Here is a 19178-nt window from a genome sequence, read left to right as displayed (position 1 = left end):
GTTCATCTTACCAAGTAGGCTTTTTTTATTGAATCCTTGATAAATCAATCATAATATCCATCATTTATCTCTTTAACAATTTTCCATTTTCCATTTTCTATTTTCATAATCACAAATGATCTCGGTTCAATATATTTTTGCTTAGTTGTAGTTATAGCTTTAGCAAATACAACGTATTCTTTCTTATACATCATAGGTTCTGAAAATGAAAAAACAGTCATTTCATTTTTTTTGTCCATCGCTTTATTGTATTCATTATACAAATATGGTTTTGGAAATGTATTTTCTGGCATGAATTTAACTTTAAAACTTTTAAAATCCTTTTGTTGCCATAATGTCTGCTTCAACCATAAGGAATCAATATTTTTATCATGATTACGATATTTACTATTCATTTCAATCCAAAATTTTTCTTCGAAAACTCTTGGATTTTCGTCAATACTGCTTTCTTTAATATTTGGATTTTCACTTATGCTTGCTCTTTTTTTCCATAAATCCAAAGTGTAATTGTTATTTATTTTGTTCGCTATAATTATTATAGAATCGTTAGTTTTGACTTTCTCCGTCAAATAAGCATTTATAGGAGAAAATTTGCTCTTTGTAGAAGAACAACTACAAACAACACATAATAAACCAATTAAAAAAAAGTTCTTTTTCATATTATCTTAATTACAGGGAATTCCTATTGCTGTTTGTCCATTTACAGAGCCACCCACACTTTCAGTCATATCGTCCCCTTTATCCTTCTATAATCTGGTTTTCATAAAAATAAAAAAAAACAAAAAAAAGCCTGAGAATATTGATTCTCAAGCTTTTTTTTTTAAGTGACCGCGGAGGGGTTCGAACCCCCAACCCTCAGAGCCGAAATCTGATATTCTATCCAGTTGAACTACGCGGTCAAAATGTTAAATTTTTAATTTTTTAAAAATTCCAAATTCCAAGTTTACTATTTGAATTTGGAATTTATATATTGAACTTTCCAATTTGGAATTTGGAATTTCTTTATTGGAATTTATTACGAAAGTAATTTCTTTACAATTGTAGAAATGGTTTTTCCTTCAGCAGTTCCTCCTAATTGAGCAGATGCTAATCCCATTACTTTACCCATTGAAGCAATTCCAGAAGCTCCTGTTTCAGCAATAATTTTTGCTATTACAGCTTCTACTTCTTCTTCGCTTAATTGAGCTGGTAAAAACTTCTCGATTACAGCTACTTGAGCCAATTCTGGTTCTGCTAAATCTGGACGGTTTTGCTCTGTAAAGATTCTTGCGCTTTCTTTACGAGTTTTAACCAATCTCTGAAGTAATTTAATTTCTTCATCTTCAGATAAATCTTCTTTAGATCCAGAAGCTGTTGAAGCCAATAATAATTCTGATTTTACAGCTCTTAACGCTTCTAAAGCTACAGTATCTTTTGCTTTCATGGCCGTTTTGATTTCGTCCATGATTTGTGTTTGTAAACTCATGTTTATGTTTTATTTAAAATAAGCCAAAGCTTATTAATTGATATATTAATTAGCCCTTCGACTTCGCTCAGGGTGATAATAAGATTCACTTTAAAAACCTATTTAGGAAGTCAAATTTTGAAATTCTGTGCGAAGATAAAAAAAATAACCCGAAAATTAAATCCAATTTTCGGGTTACCCAATATTATGATTCTAAAATTAATCTACGTTATCGTGCAAAAATGAATTGTTTGAACGTAATTGCAAATCGTTGTTACTATCTGTTCCAACAGAAATTCTAGAATTTGTATTGTTAGATTGTGAGTTAGACAAATCTATTCCTAATCTTTTATAAGCTGGCTCTTTTTCCAACTCATCAATTCTAGAAACATTGTTATGAAATTTATAGTTAAATTCTTTTAGTTTCTTTCTTCTTTCTTCAGCTCTTAAACGCAATGTTTCTTCAATAGTTAATTCTAAAGGAGAAACTTCAGAAGTTGTAGCGAAATCAGGCTGACTAGCAAAATCAGGTCTTGGTTTCAAAGTGATGTTTAATTCCTCTGGAATTGTCTCTTCAACTACTTTCTCAACTGGTTTAGAAGCCAACAAATCGTTTTCAACTTCCATATATTCTTCTAGAGAATACTTAATGATTCCGTTATCAGAAACTTCAGTTACTGGAACAAATTGTACTGGATCGTTTACTTTAATATCACGAGTTTCATTTGTCAATTCAAACAAAACTCTATTATCTTCAACAACTGGCTCTCTTTTTATAGGCTCTTGTTTGAACAAAGGAAGATCAAAAGAAAAAGTAGTTTGCTCTTCTCTTTCAAATACTCTTTGCTGTTGCACTGGCTGTTGCTGTACTGGTGGCTGTTGCACTTCTCTTGCTGCTGGCGTTTCAGGAGCAGAGATTGTAAAATCGATATCGGTAATTGGCGAAACAATTTCGAAAGTTACGTCAAGATTTTTGATAAACTCAGACATAACCACTAACTCTTCCTGATTAATAGCTGGAGCAACAGCTTGAACTGGAGTCGGAGTAAAAGTTTCGTCATCATCAATTAAATCAAACACTACTTTATCTTCCACTTTTGCTGTTGGTGTATCCACAGTTAAATCAAAAGATGCAAGCGGCTTATTCGTTAGATTATGAACACTTCTTTGCTCATCTTCTAACGTATGAATGATTTTCTTTGGTTCTGTATTTACAATTTCATTTTGTTGTTCTACATCAAAACCTGTTGCAATAATAGTTACTGCAATAGCTTCGCCAAGACTTTCGTCTTCACCAACTCCCATGATAATGTTTGCGTTGTAACCCGCTTCAGCTTGGATGTGATCGTTGATTTCTCCAATTTCGTCCAGAGTAATCTCATTAGTTCCAGAAACGATAAGCAACAATACGTTTTTGGCACCTGTAATTTTATTATCATTCAACAATGGAGAATCCAAAGCCGAAACGATAGCATCTTTAGCTCTGTTTTCGCCTTCAGCTACAGAAGACCCCATTATAGCAGTCCCACTGTTGGCCAAAACAGTTTTAGCGTCACGTAAATCGATATTCTGAGTATAGTGGTGCGTAATTACTTCGGCAATACCTCTAGAGGCTGTTGCCAAAACTTCATCCGCTTTCGAGAATCCAGCTTTAAAACCTAGATTTCCGTATACTTCTCTTAATTTATTATTGTTGATTACAATTAAAGAATCGACTTGCTTGCGCAATTTCTCAATTCCAATAATAGCTTGCTCCTGACGCACTTTTCCCTCAAACTGAAACGGAATGGTCACGATACCAACTGTCAATATTTCTCTTTCTTTTGCTAATTGCGCAATTACCGGAGCTGCACCAGTTCCAGTTCCTCCACCCATACCAGCAGTAATAAATACCATCTTAGTACCGCGGTCAGAACATCTTTTCAATATCAGAAATACTTTCAATTGCAGACTGCTGTCCAACATCTGGGTTTGCTCCAGCTCCTAACCCTTCAGTTAAATTAACTCCTAACTGAATTTTATTGGGAACTGAACTATTTTGAAGCGCTTGCGAATCGGTATTACAAACGATAAAATCTACGCCTTTAATACCTTGTTTAAACATGTGGTTAATTGCGTTACTTCCGCCTCCACCTACACCTATTACTTTGATTACATTTGATTGATTTTTTGGTAAATCAAATGAAATACTTCCAAATTCTGAGTTGCTCATCATCTTTTTGGTTTTTTGAAATTCTTATTAAGTACATTTTTTACTTCTTGACTTGGGGCAAGAAATAATCCTTCTCTTTTTATTATTCTGCGTTGTCTAAAAATTCTTTGATTTTGTCGACATATCGATCAAAAAATGATCTTCTTATTTTGGTTTCAGTAGATTCATTTTTAGGCGCCTTCTGACTTACAACTTCTTCAGGCTCATCAATGGTTTCTACTCTTTCAACGTAGTTTTCTTCTACTTCGTATCGCTGAACTGGCGGAGCGGTTCTATAAACAATTTTTGGCTGCTCTTTTACCATTTCCATTCTAACAGCGCTTTGCGAACTGTTTTCGATACTGTTCATTACTAATCCTACTGCAGTTGCATATAGCGGGCTAGAGATTTCTTCTCCAGAGTTTCCTGCCAAATGCTCGTTCGGATAACCAATTCTCGTATCCATTCCAGTAATGTATTCTACCAGCTGTTTAATGTGCTTTAATTGTGCACCACCACCTGTCAATACAATTCCAGCAATTAGCTTTTTACGAGGATCTTCGTGTCCGTATGCTTTAATTTCTGCAAAAACTTGCTCTACAATTTCCACCACTCTTGCGTGAATAATTTTAGATAAGTTTTTAAGCGAAATCTCTTTTGGCTCTCTTCCTCTTAAACCTGGAATAGAAACAATCTCGTTATCTTTATTTTCGCCTGGCCAAGCAGATCCGAATTTTATTTTTAAAAGTTCAGCTTGTTTTTCGATGATCGAACAGCCTTCTTTGATATCATCTGTAATTACATTTCCTCCAAAAGGAATTACAGCCGTATGGCGAATGATACCGTCTTTGAAAATAGCTAAATCTGTTGTTCCACCACCAATATCGATAAGCGCAACACCAGCTTCTTTTTCTTCCTGACTCAAAACAGCATCTGCCGAAGCTAATGGTTCTAATGTCAATCCAGACAATTCTATTCCTGAACTCTGAATACATCTTCCAACATTTCTGATTGAAGATGCCTGTCCAACTACAACGTGAAAACTAGATTCTAATCTTCCGCCATACATTCCGATTGGCTCTTTAATTTCAGACTGTCCGTCAATTTTGAACTCTTGAGGCAAAACGTGAATAATTTCTTCTCCTGGTAACATCGCCAGTTTGTTTACCTGATCGATTAGAAGCTGAATATCTTTTTCGCCAATTACTTCTTCTGGATTATTTCTACTGATGTAATCTGTATGCTGAATACTTCTGATGTGCTGTCCTGCAATACCCACAACCACATCTTTAATTTTGTATCCTGAATTATTTTCTGCTTCGACAATCGCTTGCTGTATCGATTGAATCGTCTGCGTAATGTTGTTTACTACTCCTCTGGCAACACCCAAACTTTTGGATTTACCAATGCCCAAAATCTCCAACTTACCATATTCATTTTTTTTGCCAATCATGGCAACGATTTTGGTTGTTCCAATATCTAGACCTACTGCAATATTATCTTTTTCCATTTTCTATTATTTAGTGCAAACTACTTGTTCCGTAAACCTAAGGTCAATTTTTTTGTATTTGTATAACGAACTATCTAAAACTGCTTTTTGAAAAAAGGCTTTATAGTTTCTAAATTTCTTATCAACATTCATCGTTCTTCCAAAATCTATGAAGTAATCATAGTTACGATTAAACATTTTTAAGCTTCCATTCGGCATAATCTCTACAGCAATGATGTTTTTTTTCAAAAACGCATCGTCATAAATTGTGCGAAATAAAGCGGCTAAATCTTCGTTATTTTTTTCATTTATTGCCCCTGAAACAAGAGGAACTCGCGCAGTGAAATTGTCCGATAAGGGCATTTTATTTCCCTCATAGTCAATATAAAAAGAAGCAGCGCCGTCATAAACTCTTGCTATGGGCGTCTTCTGTTTTACTACTGCTTTTAGAACTCCATCAATACTTACAAAAACATTTGACTTCTCAATCATCTCTTGCGTATCGAGGGTTTTCTCTATCTTATTCAAATCTAGTTCATCTTTTCTAATACTGGAAGCGTCTCTTCTATTTTCTATCAACAATTTATTAACCGTCTCTGGCTTCACAAAAAGCGTATTTTCTCCTACAAAAACGACCACTGATTTTTTCAATTTTCGATCTCCATTTCGGTGTTTAGCGAAAGAATACAGAAACAAAACCAGTCCGAAAATAAGTACTAATCTAATATTTGCCCAATTAAATATTTTCATTTAAAACCTTTTTAATTGACGGAACCATCTCTCCCAGATCACCAGCTCCAATTGTTACAATAATAGGTGCATCACTGGCTTTAATTTCACCTAATAAATCTTCTTTTGCAACAATTTTTTTGTTCGAATTTGTCATTTTACCCAAAAGCCACTCAGAAGTTACTCCTTCCATCGGAAGCTCTCTAGCAGGGTAAATATCCATCAAAAACACTTCATCAAACTGCGATAAACTTGCCGCAAATCCGTCAATAAAGTCTCTTGTTCTGCTAAACAAATGCGGCTGGAAAATTGCCAAAACTTTACGTCCTGGATACAACTCTCTAATTGCTTGATGAACAGCATTTATTTCTGTTGGATGATGTGCATAATCATCAATATATACTAAATTTTCACTCTTAATTTGATATGAAAAACGTCTTCTTATTCCGTTGAATGAAGCAATGGCTTTTGCAATAGAATCGGTCGGGGTGCCATAAGTTTTAGCCATCGCAATAGCCATCAATCCATTCATTAAATTGTGTCTTCCAGGCAATCCAAAACGCAAATCCTTCATAATTTCTGATGGCGTCTGCACATCAAAAACATAAGCCCCATCTTCAATGCGAACATTAAAAGCCTTATAAACAGCATCTTCATTTACAGCACATTGAACTCCCTCTAAAGGCAATTCTTTGGTAATGAAGAGATTATTTTTATCCTCAACTTTTGAAGCAAATTCTCTAAAAGAAGCCTCAATTGCATCACTTGTTCCGTAGATATCTAAATGATCCGCATCCATAGAAGTCACACAAGCGATATCTGGACGCAAATGCAAAAACGATCTGTCAAATTCATCTGCTTCTACAACTGTTACTGTTTTTCCGCTTCCTATCAAGTTTGAATTATAATTCTCTACAATTCCCCCAATAAAAGCAGTTACATCAGCGCCGCTTTGAAACAAAATATGCCCCAAAATACTAGAAGTCGTTGTTTTTCCGTGCGTTCCTGCAACTGCAAAACAAAAAGTGTCTTTACTTATGATTCCAAGAACTTCAGCTCTTTTTTTAACCTCGTAATGTCTTTCAATAAAATAATTCCATTCTGAATGTGTTTTTGGAACCGCTGGCGTATATATCACCAACGTATTCTCTACATAATAATCTTTTGGAATTAAGTTTATATCATCTTCAAAATGAATATCAATACCGCTTTCAATCAATTCATTAGTTAGCATAGAAGGCGTTTTGTCGTAACCTGAAACTTGTTTTCCAATAAACTTGAAATAACGAGCCAGAGCACTCATTCCGATTCCTCCGATACCAATAAAATAAACGTTTTGTATTTGATTTAAATTCATTTTTTATTTGCTTTAAGCCTTCAACTTATTATATTATTTAATCAACTTCACAATCTCTGCCACAATATCTTGTGTAGCTCTTGGTTTTGCCAATTTTTTAATGTTATCACTTAATTGTTTCTGTTTTCCAGAATCTTTCAGCAGCGCTTCAAAAACAATGCTAAACTGACTGTCAAGCTCAGATTCTTTCAACAAAATCGCACCTTTAGCATCAACAATCGCTTGTGCATTTTTAGTCTGGTGATCCTCAGCTACATTCGGTGACGGAATAAAAATCACTGGTTTCCCCACAATGCACAATTCTGACACTGATGAAGCACCTGCACGTGAAATTATGACATCTGATGCTGCGTAAACAAAATCCATTCTTTCAATAAAATCAACCACTTTTACATTTGGCTGATTGTATTTTTTATAATCTTCAAAATATAATTTTCCGCATTGCCAGATTACCTGAACGTCTTGCGAAAGGAAATTCTGCAATTCTTTTTCAATTAACTGATTGATTCTTCTTGCCCCTAAACTTCCTCCTAAAACCAATAATGTTTTCTTATTCGGCTCTAAACCATAGAAAGCAATTGCTTCTTCACGTTTGCTTTCAATGTCAATTAAATCCTGACGAACTGGATTCCCTGTTAAAACAATTTTTTCTTTTGGAAAAAAACGCTCTAAATTTTCATAAGCCACACAAATCGCATTGGCTTTCTTGCTCAACAATTTGTTTGTAATTCCTGGATAAGAATTCTGCTCCTGAACCACTGTTGGAATTCCTGCCGAACCTGCCGCTTGCAATAAAGGTCCGCTGGCAAAACCACCCGTACCGATTACCACATTGGGCTTAAATTTTTTAATTATTCTTTTTGATTCCAATAAACTGCTTGCCAGTTTAAGCGGAAACATTAAATTTTGTAATGTCAATTTTCGCTGTAAACCAGCAATCCAAAGACCTTTTATTTCGTAACCTGCCTGAGGCACTTTCTGCATTTCCATTTTATCTCTGGCACCTACAAAAAGAAATTCTGCATCAGGAAATTGTAATTTTAATTCATTTGCAATTGCAATCGCAGGATAGATGTGCCCTCCTGTTCCTCCTCCGCTAAGTATGAATTTATACTTTGTCATCTGTCTAAAAATTACAACTTTTTAAAAAATTTTTATATTTTAATCTTATTTGTTTAAAACCGCATTCATCGGATTTCTTGAATTGTCTTCTATCGAATACATTGCCTCTTCTTCATATATTTCATCTGCTGGTAAATCCTCTTCTGCCATTTCTTTATCTATCAATCGCTGTAAGGCTTCTTTTCGTTTTTCTCTCTCCAATTTATCCTCAGCAATTTCTTCTTCTTTTCTTGTTACACTAATGATAATTCCAAGTCCAAGACAGGTCATCCAAATCGAACTTCCCCCGCTACTTATCAACGGAAGCGTCTGCCCTGTAACTGGCAATAATTCTACCGCAACCGCCATATTGATCATTGCTTGAAATATCATCGGAAACCCAACACCAACGACAACTAATTTTCCAAACACTGTAGGAGCTTTATGCGAAGCAATTACAAATCGGAACAATAACAACAAATACAGAATAACAATTGAAACTCCTCCAACCAAACCATATTCCTCCACAATAATGGCATAAATAAAATCGGAAGAAGATTGCGGCAAAAAGTTCTTCTGAACACTTTTTCCTGAACCTAATCCACCTAATTTTCCAGATGCAATTGCAATTTTCGCTTTCTCAATTTGATAATCATCTTCGTCTGGTTTGTCTGTTGTGAAATTCGTAATACGACTTTCCCAAGTTGAAACCCTGCTGAAGAATCTTGAATCTGGAAAAGCTTTTGCCACTAAAAGGAAAAATGCTAACATTGCGACTCCTGAACCAATGATAAAAGCAATATATTTTAATGGATATTTACCAATAAATGTCAGCATCAAAACCATTGCAAAAATTAACGCCGTAGTCGAAAAGTTTGCTGGAAGAATTAATACTAATGTGATAAATACTGGAACCCAAAGCTGAATCAACGAGGTCTGAAATGGCTCATTTTCTTCTTTAGTCTTTGACAAATAACGCGCTACATAAATAAACAAAACAATAGATGCCAATGTTGATGTCTGAAACGTAATTCCGATAAAGGGAACCTGAATCCAACGGCTAGCGTTTGCGCCAGCAATAACAGTTCCTTTTAAAAGCGTATAAAGCAGTAAAATCCAAACCACTGGAAGCGCAATCTTCGAAATGGCTCTAAAATAGTGATACGGAACTCTATGCACCCAGTAAATAATTAAGAATCCGATACAAATATGTGCCAGATGTTTTACTAAATACCCTAATGTATTTCCTGTCCCGTGCCCAATATAAGCCAAATTACTACTCGCACTAAAAACAGGCATAAACGAAAACAACGCCAATAAGGCCACAAATGACCATATTACCCTATCTCCTTTTAGTTTGTTTACTAATTGCTTCATTGTAGATTTCTGATTTTAGATTTTAGATTATTTTCCAAAACCTTCGGTTTTTATTGATTGATTCTTTTATTTACTGTTTTTAAACTACTCACAAAAATTGCTGTTAATTCATTTGCTTCTTTTAACAACGTTTCTAATTCCTCTTTAGCAATCCACATTTTTTCTTTTATAATTTCTAACCAAAACAAAGTTTCATCTGCTTCTTCTAAAACTATGTTCATTTTAGAAATAAATTCTTTATCACTTCGAGCTCTGCATACCGCTCGATAATTCGCACCGACTGATGTTCCACTTCTCACTATTTGACTTGCAATAGATCTAATCACATTGCTATTTGGAAGCTTCTCAGCTAAATCAATTACCATCAAAGAGAATCTCTTTGTTCTCACCTTCATTTCATTCGTCGTCATATTCAAAAGAACTTATTTGAGTTCAAAGATTGGAAACAATCTAAAATCTGAACTCTAAAATCTAAAATTATAAATTGTGTACCGCTTGCTTAAATTGTTTTCCTCTGTCTTCGTAGTTTTCGAATAAATCGAAACTTGCGCAGGCTGGAGACAATAAAACCACGTCGCCTTTTTCTGTTAATCTTTGCGCAGTTTTTACTGCATCATTCATGTTATTTACTTCAACCATAATATCAACAACGTTTCCAAAAGCATCAATAATTTTACGGTTATCGATTCCAAGGCAGATAATTGCTTTTACTTTTTCGCGTACTAACGACATTAATTCGTTGTAATCGTTTCCTTTATCAACACCACCAACAATCCATACTGTTGGCGAATTCATACTATCCAAAGCAAAGAAAGTAGCGTTTACGTTTGTTGCTTTTGAATCATTGATATATTGAACGTTCTGTATTTTTAATACTTTTTCTAAACGGTGTTCAACACCTTGGAAATTAGATAGACTTTCACGAATCGTTGCATTTCTAATTTGCATCAATTTAGCTACAGAGCTTGCTGCCATGGCGTTTTTCATATTATGTTTTCCTTCTAACGCAATGTGTTCTGTATCCATTGTAAACTCTTCTTGGTTGATCTTTATTTCCATTTTGTTGTTATTTATAGAAGCCCCTTCATCAAATTTTTTCGTCAATGAAAAAGGAATTAGTTTTGCTTTTGTTTTGTTCTTCTGTAACCATTCTGTACTTGCGATATCATCCGCATCGTAAATGAGATAATCATTTTCAGTCTGGTTCATTGTTATTCGGAACTTCGAGTTGATATAATTTTCGTATTTATATTCGTATCGATCTAAATGATCCGGACTTATATTGGTTATTATCGCAATATCGGGTCTGTAATTTATTATTCCGTCTAGCTGAAAACTGCTTAATTCAAGCACGTAGGCATCAAATTTATTCTCAGCCACCTGCCAGGCGAAGCTCTTTCCAATATTCCCTCCCAATCCGACATTTAATCCTGCATATTTCAACAGGTGATGGGTCAGCATTGTTGTGGTTGTTTTACCATTACTTCCTGTAATCCCGATGGTCATTGCTTCTGTGTAAGGAATCGCAAATTCAATTTCCGAAATCACTTTCACTCCTGCCGCAACCAGCTTTTTTACTATCGGAGATTTATCTGGAATTCCTGGACTTTTCATTACCACATCTGCATTTAGAATTAAATCTTCTGTATGCTGCTCTTCTTCCCAGGCTATTTTATTAATGATAAGAACTTCTTTGTAACTCTCTTTTATTTTTCCAAAATCTGATACAAAAACATCATATCCCTGTTTCTTACCGAGGATCGCGGTTCCTACACCGCTTTCTCCCCCTCCTAAAACTACTAATCTCATTTATCTTAATTTTAGGGTAATGATTGACAATATGGCTAACATTACTGCAACAATCCAGAAACGAGTTACGATTTTACTTTCGTGATATCCCTTTTTCTGATAATGATGGTGAAGCGGCGACATCAGGAAAATTCTTCGTCCTTCTCCGAAACGCTTCTTCGTATATTTAAAATAAGTTACCTGAATAATTACTGAAGCACTTTCTGCTAAGAAAATTCCACAGAATAAAACAATCAATATTTCTTTACGAACTGCAATGGCCAAAACTGCGATAATCCCACCAATAGTCAAACTTCCCGTATCTCCCATAAATACAGAAGCTGGATAAGAATTGTACCAAAGAAAACCAATCAAAGCACCCACAAAAGCCGAAATAAAGACCGTCATTTCTCCCGAATTGGGGATGTACATAATATTCAGATAATTTGAAAAAATGATATTACCCGAAACGAATGTAAAAATCCCGAGCGCGAGGACAGATATTGCAGAGGTTCCTGCGGCCAGTCCGTCGATTCCATCTGTTAAATTAGCCCCATTTGAAACCGCTGTAATAATGAAAATCACTACTGGAATAAAAATTAACCAAGCCCATTTTTCATATCCATCTCCCATAAAAGACAATACTTCAGCATAATCAAATTCGTTGTTTTTCACAAAAGGAATTGTCGTTGCTGTAGATTTTTCTTCAACCCCTGCTGGTACAATAACTGTTGAATTTACTACAGTTTTAAATACATCTGTACGGCCAGTATCGGTTCTTACCGTTACGGCAGGATTAAAATAAAGAACCGCTCCAACGATAATTCCAAGACCAACCTGTCCAATTACTTTAAAAATACCTTTTAAACCTTGCTTGTCTTTTTTGAATATCTTGATATAATCGTCAACAAAACCAATAGTTCCCATCCATAACGTAGTTACAATAAGCAATACGATATAGATATTATGCAATCTTGCAAATAACAAAACTGGAATTAAGGTTGCAACAATGATAATTAACCCTCCCATTGTTGGTGTACCAGCTTTTTCATTCTGACCTGCAAGACCAAGCTCACGCACTGTTTCTCCAACTTGCTGACGGCGTAAAAAGTTAATTACTCTTTTACCATAAATAGTCGACAGAAGCAACGAAAGCATAAATGCCAAAGCTGACCTAAATGTGATGTACTGGAAAACTCCTGTTCCAGGAATGTCCAATGTTTTATCAAAATATTCAAATAAATAGTACAGCATATTTTCTTATTTTTTTAAATTCCAATCTCGAATTAAATTCCAATTTTTTAAAACCCAAAATCCAAATTTTATTGGGATTTGGAATTTGAAATTTCCTTTTTGTTATTTATTTAGTTGTTCTAAAATCTCTTTTACCGTTTCCATATCATCAAAATGATGGCGAACACCATTTATTTCCTGATACGTTTCATGCCCTTTTCCTGCAATTAAAATGATATCTTTAGGCTGAGCCAATTGACAAGCCGTTTTAATTGCCTGTTTTCTATCTGTAATTCGCAGCATTTTTTTATAGTTTTGAGGCTCAACTCCCTGCTCCATTTCATCCAAAATAACTTCAGGATCTTCATTTCTAGGATTATCCGAAGTCAAAACTGCTTTATCGCTCATATCTGAAGCAATCTTTGCCATAATCGGGCGCTTTGTTTTGTCACGATTTCCTCCACAACCAACAACAGTAATCAGCTGTTCATTTTTGGTACGAATATCATTTATCGTTTTTAAAACATTTTCTAAGGCATCTGGCGTATGTGCATAATCTACAACAGCAGTAATTCCGCCATCTGATACGATATACTGAAAACGTCCCGAAACACTTTCTAAATCAGACAGTAAACGCAACGCTTCAAGACTATCAATTCCTAGCTCTACTGCGGTTCCATAAATCGCTAAAACATTGTATGCGTTGAATGTACCAATCAGTTTTACCCAAACTTCATTCTCATTGATTTTCAACAATAATCCAGACAATTGGCTTTCTAAAATCTGCGCCCTATAATCTGCATACGATTTTAAAGCGTAAGTCAGTTTTTTAGCCACTGTATTCTGAAGCATCACCGATCCATTTTTATCATCAATGTTTGACAAAACAAAAGCTGACTTTGGAAGCGAATCAAAAAATGACTTTTTAACATCTCTATATTCAGCAAATGTTGGATGATAATCTAAGTGATCGTGAGAAAGGTTCGTGAAAATCCCACCCACAAAATGCAAAGCTTCTGTACGTTTCTGGTGAATTCCATGCGAACTTACTTCCATAAAACAATGCGTAACTCCCGCTTCAACCATTTCATTTAAATAATGATTAATAGTTAAAGAATCTGGTGTTGTATGCGTTGCTGGATATTCTGTTTGATCTACTACAATTTTTACCGTTGACAATAAACCAACCTTAAAACCTGCTTTTTGAAACAACTGAAACAATAAGGACGCAATAGTCGTTTTTCCATTTGTTCCTGTTACACCAACTAATTTTAGTTTTGCAGATGGATCTTCAAAATAATTAGCCGCCATAAAAGCCAAAGCCGTGTTAGTATCTTTTACCTGAATATAAGTTACATCACTAACAAGATTTTCAGGAAGCGTATCACAAATAATTGCTTTTGCTCCAAGATCAATCGCTTTTTCGATATAATCGTGTCCATCTGAAAGTGAACCGCGAATTGCTACGAAAATATCATTTGCTTCTACTTTACGAGAATCAAATTCGATTTTCTGAATAGCAATATCTGTTGAACCTTTTACAGATTCAATAGCTACTTTATATAATATGTCTTTTAATACTTTCACGATAATTCTAATACAATTGTTGTGTTTTTACTTATACTGGTTCCTGCTTGAATCGATTGATTCTTTACTTTCCCCATTCCATTTACTTTTACTTTCAAACCTAAATTTTCTAGTAAAGCAATCGCGTCCATTCCTGGCATTCCTTTTAAATTCGGAATCTGGTTAAGCTTTTTATTAGCTTCAGCCGTATATTTATCATAACTAGCATCCTGTTTTGGGATTCTAGAATCTAATTTTTTGATTTTATTTGTCGAAGGCGCATCGGTAAAAATCTTTTGCGCAATTCTCTTAAAAACCGTCCGGCAACATCTGCTCCATAGTAATTATTTCTAGACGTATTAGGTTTATGAACCACTACAATACAAGAATACTTTGGATGATCAGCTGGAAAATACCCCGCAAAAGAAGATGCATAATACATTCCTTCTCTTCCTGCGTTACCATAATTCACCATAGCTGTTCCCGTTTTTCCTGCCATTGAAAAATCTTTCGAATACAACTTAGAGCCTGTTCCTTTTTTAACCACATTCGCCAAGACTGCTTTTACTTTTTTAAGTGTTTCTGGCGAACAAACCTTTGGATTCATTACTTCTGTATCAAACTTTTTAATGGTTTTGTTCCATTCTTTAATTTCTGACACAAATTGTGGTTTTACCATTACCCCATTGTTTGCAACCGCATTATACAAGGTTAAAGTCTGCATTGGAGTAACCGAAACGTTATATCCAAAAGCCATCCACGGAAGTGTAGTTCCCGACCAATGTTTGTCTCCAGGCTGCGGAATATAAGGCCTTCCTTCTCCTTTAAAATGTAATCCTAACGGTTTATTTAAACCTAATTCATTAATATGATTTACAAACTTACGCGGGTTACTTTTATAATTTTCATAAACCGCCTGAACCATTACTGTATTCGACGAAAGCTCAAATCCGCGTGCCAAAGTAACTTTCCCGTAACCACCTCTATGCGAATCACGAACAGCTCTTCCATAATATCTAATTTCCCCTCCATGGCTATCGTAAACTGTACTCGTATCAGCCACTTTATCTTCTAAAATCGCCATTAAATCAACTAATTTAAAAGTCGATCCAGGTTCGTGAGATTCAGCAACTGCATAATTGGTTGTTTCGTAATAAGAACCATCTTCTGCTCTTCCTAAATTTGAAATCGCTTTTATGTATCCTGTTTCTGTTTCCATTACTACCACACAACCGTGATCTGCTTCGTAATCTTCCAATTGTTTCAGCAAAGCGTGGTGTGCGATATCTTGAATGAAAACATCTATAGTCGAAATCACATCGTAACCGTCAATTGGATCTACTTCGTTTACATCGCGAATTGGTTTCCATTGTCCTTTTGCAATTTTTTGCTTTAGAATCTTACCATCTTTTCCGTTCAAATAGCTTTTAAAAGCCCATTCAATTCCTTTTCCTACTTCTATTCCAGTTGCTGGATCAATACGGTCGTAACCAATTGTTCTTTCTGCAATTTTACCTATTGGATGTTTTTCTAACAGTTTCTTGCTCAACAATAATTCCACCTTTGAAAGCACCTAAATTGAATAATGGAAACCCTTTAATTTTCACATATTCCGTGTAACTCAAATTGCGGGCAATCAAATAATAACGGTTTTTATTCTCTCGTGCTTTTCTTAATTCTTTTTGAAAATAACCGCTTGGCTTATCTAAAACAGTTGCTAGAGAATCTGACAATTGCTTTACATATTTTTCGAATGTTTCTTTTTTTGGCGCTTTTGCATCAAAACGAATTTCATAATTCGGAATTGATGTTGCCAATAAACTTCCATCGGCAGAATAAATATTTCCTTTATTGGCAGGGATTACAAAATTCCTAACGGTACGCTGTTTCGCCAGTTTTCTGTAATAATCTCCATCAACCCACTGAATATTGGTTAATTTAACGACAATAGCAATTGCCATCAAAAAGATGAAAACTGCTACGAGGTAAATTCTGTAGGATATATGTTTATCGTCTACTGCCATATTCTTTTAAAGAAACTTTTTTCTTCTTCTTTTTTAACTTCTATTTTCACTGGAGGAACCGTCGACGGAAAAATTTGTTTTTCTAACATTTTATCCGAGATAGTTGACTCCATTTTTAATTTCATCAATTCTGAACGGCGATCTACAAATTCCGATCTTAGTTCTTTTACTTCATTATTTAATTTCGCGATTTCAAAAACCTTTTGTTCGTATCGCTGTGTATTGGCAATCATCAAAATGGCCAGCAGAATTATAAAGACGATAAATCGCCAATTTTTTACTGCATCTTCATGAATCAGGAATCTTGCTTTTAATATGCCAAATACACCACTTTTCATTATTTCCTACCTTAATATATATTATAGCTTTTCTGCGACTCTTAATTTGGCACTTCTTGCTCTATTATTAATTTTGATTTCTTCGTTGTCTGGAACAATCAGTTTTCCGATAGTTTTGAATGGAACTGAAAAATTTCCGTAAAAATCTCTTTCTGGTTCTCCTTCAAACATTCCGTTTTTAATAAACCTCTTTACCAAACGATCTTCTAAAGAATGATACGAGATTACCGAAAATCTTCCTCCTGGCTTTAAAACTTCCAACGACTGCTCAATAAATTCTTTTAGAACATCCATTTCCTGATTTACCTCGATTCGAATTGCTTGATAAATCTGAGCCAAAACTTTGTTTCGAACTTTCTCTGGCAAAAACTTTTTCAGAACATCTTTCAATTCTTCAGTCGTTTTGATCGGGTAATCTTTTCTTGCCTCAACAATTGTTCTTGCCAAAACCGGTGCATTTTTCAACTCTCCATAATCAAAAAAAACACGACGTAAATCCTGTTCTTCATATTCGTTAACCACTCGATAAGCATTTAAATCATTTTTCTGACTCATCCGCATATCTAGTTCGGCATCAAATCTGGTAGAGAAACCTCTTTCTGGAACATCAAACTGATGTGATGAAACTCCCAAATCTGCCAAGATTCCATCTACTGCTTTTACTCCGTGAAAACGTAAAAACCTTTTTATGAACCTAAAATTTTCGTTTATCAAAGTAAACCTTTCGTCTGGCAGTGCATTGGCAAGCGCATCTTCGTCTTGGTCAAATGCAAACAGCCTTCCGTTTGGCCCTAATCTTTTTAAAATCTCTTTTGAATGACCACCGCCTCCAAACGTAACATCTACATACACACCATCAGGTTTAATATTTAAACCATCTACTGTTGGATGAAGCAAAACCGGATTATGATATTCCATCTTCGTCGTCATTAATATTTCCCATTACTTCTTCGGCTAGATCTGCAAAATCCATATCTTCGCCACTAATTGATTTCTCGTATAAATCTTTGTCCCAAATCTCAACAATATTAACCGCAGATGAAAAAACCACATCTTTAGAAATACTTGCAAACGTTACCAAATCTTTTGGAACAAGCAATCTTCCTAATGCATCAACCTCAACCACTTTAACACCAGCAGTAAACCTTCTAATGAAATCGTTGTTCTTTTTTACAAAGCGATTAAGCTTGTTGATTTTTTTCATCATCGCATCCCATTCTACCATAGGATACAACTCTAAACACGGCTGAAAAACAGAACGCTTCAAAACAAATCCGTCTTGAAGAGAAGCCGTCAACTGCTTTTTTAAAGGTGCAGGCATCATTAGCCTCCCTTTAGCATCGACTTTACATTCATATGTTCCAACAATTGTGTTCAAAAAAAACTAGTTAACATGTTATACAGCAAAAATATAAAAAATATTACCACATATTACCACTTTATACCACTTTGTTAATAAGTTTAACCACTTTGCTACCACTTTCCATAACCTGCAATTAATCAATACTTTAACTATTAATTAACAGATTCTTAAATACATTATTCATTCAAAAAAATAATGCGCTAATTTTCTTAAAAAATTGATTATAATGCACATTTCTTAACATTTGCGTATTTTAACAAATATCATCTTAATTACTGATTTTTAACATTTTACATATTCTACTGAAATTATCTAGTTAAAAAATGGCATCAAAAATTCATTTTTGTTGAATTAACCCTATATTTGTCGAAATTGAAATTGGCATTAGATTAGATGGACAAACACTATAAAAAAGAAGGCAAATACAGCTATTTCGAAGCTGGAGAAGGAACTCCGATCGTTATTCTGCATGGTTTAATGGGAGGTCTAAGTAACTTTGATGGTGTAGCACAATATTTCCCAACGAAAGGATATAAAGTTGTTATCCCAGATTTGCCAATATACACCCAAAGCATTTTAAAAACGAACGTAAAAAGTTTTGCGAAATACGTAAAAGACTTTATCACTTACAAAGGGTTTGACAAAGTTATTCTTCTAGGAAATTCTCTTGGAGGGCATATTGCTTTGTACCATACAAAACTTTATCCTGAGAAAGTTGCTGGACTTGTAATTACTGGGAGTTCTGGACTTTACGAAAGCGCAATGGGAGATAGCTATCCAAGAAGAGGCGATTACGAATACATCAAAACAAAAGCTGAAGCTGTATTTTATGACCCAAAAATCGCAACTCCCGATTTGATTGATGAAGTTTACGCTACAGCTAATGACCGCATCAAATTAATCAAAACTTTAACCATTGCAAAGAGTGCCATTCGTCATAATATGGCTAAAGATTTGCCAAAAATGGACGTTGAAACCTGTATTATTTGGGGTCGAAATGACTCTGTAACTCCTCCAAATGTAGCTGAAGAATTTAATAAATTGTTACCAAATTCAACTTTATACTGGATTGACAAATGCGGACACGCAGCGATGATGGAACACCCTCAGGAATTTAATGAAATTCTTGAAAAATGGCTTACTGAAAAGAATTTTTAGCCGTCAAAATTTATTTTTTT

General features: G+C 34.8%; 15 protein-coding genes, 1 tRNA gene and 2 pseudogenes. 1 reads left to right on the top strand and 17 read right to left on the bottom strand.

What is annotated here, in order from left to right:
* Positions 1 to 44: 44 nt before the first annotated feature.
* The 17 genes and pseudogenes from ACPWTF_RS17220 to ACPWTF_RS17140 all read right to left on the bottom strand — a co-directional run bounded on the left by ACPWTF_RS17220 (position 45) and on the right by ACPWTF_RS17140 (position 18015).
* Positions 45 to 659, bottom strand: a complete 615-nt coding sequence (locus tag ACPWTF_RS17220) for a hypothetical protein (RefSeq protein ID WP_427872277.1) — start codon at positions 657 to 659, stop codon at positions 45 to 47.
* Positions 660 to 825: 166 nt separating this feature from the next.
* A tRNA-Arg gene (locus tag ACPWTF_RS17215) sits at positions 826 to 899 on the bottom strand.
* 116 nt (positions 900 to 1015) lie between these two features.
* The gene (locus tag ACPWTF_RS17210; protein WP_198854339.1) at positions 1016 to 1465 is read right to left on the bottom strand and encodes a GatB/YqeY domain-containing protein; all 450 of its coding nucleotides are present in this window, start codon (positions 1463 to 1465) and stop codon (positions 1016 to 1018) included.
* 198 nt (positions 1466 to 1663) lie between these two features.
* Positions 1664 to 3659 (bottom strand): annotated as a pseudogene (gene ftsZ, locus ACPWTF_RS17205) (cell division protein FtsZ).
* A gap of 79 nt (positions 3660 to 3738) precedes the next feature.
* Positions 3739 to 5145, bottom strand: coding sequence for a cell division protein FtsA (ftsA, locus tag ACPWTF_RS17200; protein ID WP_250834005.1), 1407 nt, complete (start codon positions 5143 to 5145; stop codon positions 3739 to 3741).
* Positions 5146 to 5151: 6 nt separating this feature from the next.
* Complete coding sequence (locus tag ACPWTF_RS17195; RefSeq protein ID WP_248729504.1) at positions 5152 to 5874, bottom strand: cell division protein FtsQ/DivIB; 723 nt, start codon at positions 5872 to 5874, stop codon at positions 5152 to 5154.
* Positions 5861 to 7210 carry a UDP-N-acetylmuramate--L-alanine ligase gene (gene murC / locus ACPWTF_RS17190; RefSeq protein ID WP_427872276.1) on the bottom strand — a complete coding sequence of 450 codons (1350 nt, stop codon included), beginning with the start codon at positions 7208 to 7210 and terminating at the stop codon, positions 5861 to 5863. The genes ACPWTF_RS17195 and murC overlap by 14 nt, the downstream gene beginning before the upstream one ends.
* Before the next feature lie 33 nt (positions 7211 to 7243).
* Positions 7244 to 8332, bottom strand: coding sequence for an undecaprenyldiphospho-muramoylpentapeptide beta-N-acetylglucosaminyltransferase (gene murG / locus ACPWTF_RS17185; RefSeq protein WP_427872275.1), 1089 nt, complete (start codon positions 8330 to 8332; stop codon positions 7244 to 7246).
* 45 nt (positions 8333 to 8377) lie between these two features.
* Entirely contained in the window at positions 8378 to 9688 is a 1311-nt protein-coding gene (locus ACPWTF_RS17180; RefSeq protein ID WP_427872274.1) for an FtsW/RodA/SpoVE family cell cycle protein, read from the bottom strand.
* A 50-nt stretch (positions 9689 to 9738) separates the two neighbouring features.
* On the bottom strand, positions 9739 to 10098 hold the full coding sequence (locus tag ACPWTF_RS17175) for a four helix bundle protein (RefSeq protein ID WP_201998398.1): 360 nt from the start codon (positions 10096 to 10098) through the stop codon (positions 9739 to 9741).
* A gap of 67 nt (positions 10099 to 10165) precedes the next feature.
* Complete coding sequence (gene murD / locus ACPWTF_RS17170) at positions 10166 to 11497, bottom strand: UDP-N-acetylmuramoyl-L-alanine--D-glutamate ligase (RefSeq protein WP_201998400.1); 1332 nt, start codon at positions 11495 to 11497, stop codon at positions 10166 to 10168.
* Complete coding sequence (gene mraY / locus ACPWTF_RS17165; RefSeq protein ID WP_427872273.1) at positions 11498 to 12730, bottom strand: phospho-N-acetylmuramoyl-pentapeptide-transferase; 1233 nt, start codon at positions 12728 to 12730, stop codon at positions 11498 to 11500.
* A 102-nt stretch (positions 12731 to 12832) separates the two neighbouring features.
* Positions 12833 to 14296: a UDP-N-acetylmuramoyl-L-alanyl-D-glutamate--2,6-diaminopimelate ligase gene (locus tag ACPWTF_RS17160; RefSeq protein WP_427872272.1), complete on the bottom strand. Its 1464-nt coding sequence runs from the start codon at positions 14294 to 14296 to the stop codon at positions 12833 to 12835.
* Positions 14293 to 16299 (bottom strand): annotated as a pseudogene (locus ACPWTF_RS17155) (penicillin-binding protein). Before ACPWTF_RS17155 ends, ACPWTF_RS17160 begins: the two are co-directional and overlap by 4 nt.
* Complete coding sequence (locus ACPWTF_RS17150) at positions 16290 to 16637, bottom strand: FtsL-like putative cell division protein (RefSeq protein ID WP_289665141.1); 348 nt, start codon at positions 16635 to 16637, stop codon at positions 16290 to 16292. Before ACPWTF_RS17150 ends, ACPWTF_RS17155 begins: the two are co-directional and overlap by 10 nt.
* 21 nt (positions 16638 to 16658) lie before the next feature.
* Complete coding sequence (gene rsmH / locus ACPWTF_RS17145; RefSeq protein WP_172426853.1) at positions 16659 to 17567, bottom strand: 16S rRNA (cytosine(1402)-N(4))-methyltransferase RsmH; 909 nt, start codon at positions 17565 to 17567, stop codon at positions 16659 to 16661.
* Positions 17542 to 18015: a division/cell wall cluster transcriptional repressor MraZ gene (locus ACPWTF_RS17140; protein ID WP_035691746.1), complete on the bottom strand. Its 474-nt coding sequence runs from the start codon at positions 18013 to 18015 to the stop codon at positions 17542 to 17544. The genes rsmH and ACPWTF_RS17140 overlap by 26 nt, the downstream gene beginning before the upstream one ends.
* Before the next feature lie 378 nt (positions 18016 to 18393).
* Between ACPWTF_RS17140 and ACPWTF_RS17135 the strand changes: the two genes are divergently transcribed.
* Positions 18394 to 19158: an alpha/beta fold hydrolase gene (locus tag ACPWTF_RS17135; RefSeq protein ID WP_427872271.1), complete on the top strand. Its 765-nt coding sequence runs from the start codon at positions 18394 to 18396 to the stop codon at positions 19156 to 19158.
* The last annotated feature ends 20 nt before the right edge of the window (positions 19159 to 19178 follow it).

Origin of the sequence: Flavobacterium sp. MMS24-S5 (assembly GCF_050320125.1) — a bacterium.
Taxonomy (GTDB): domain Bacteria; phylum Bacteroidota; class Bacteroidia; order Flavobacteriales; family Flavobacteriaceae; genus Flavobacterium; species Flavobacterium tyrosinilyticum.
The sequence above is the reverse complement of the archived record's forward strand: the minus strand, read 5'-3'. Positions and strand labels throughout refer to the sequence as shown.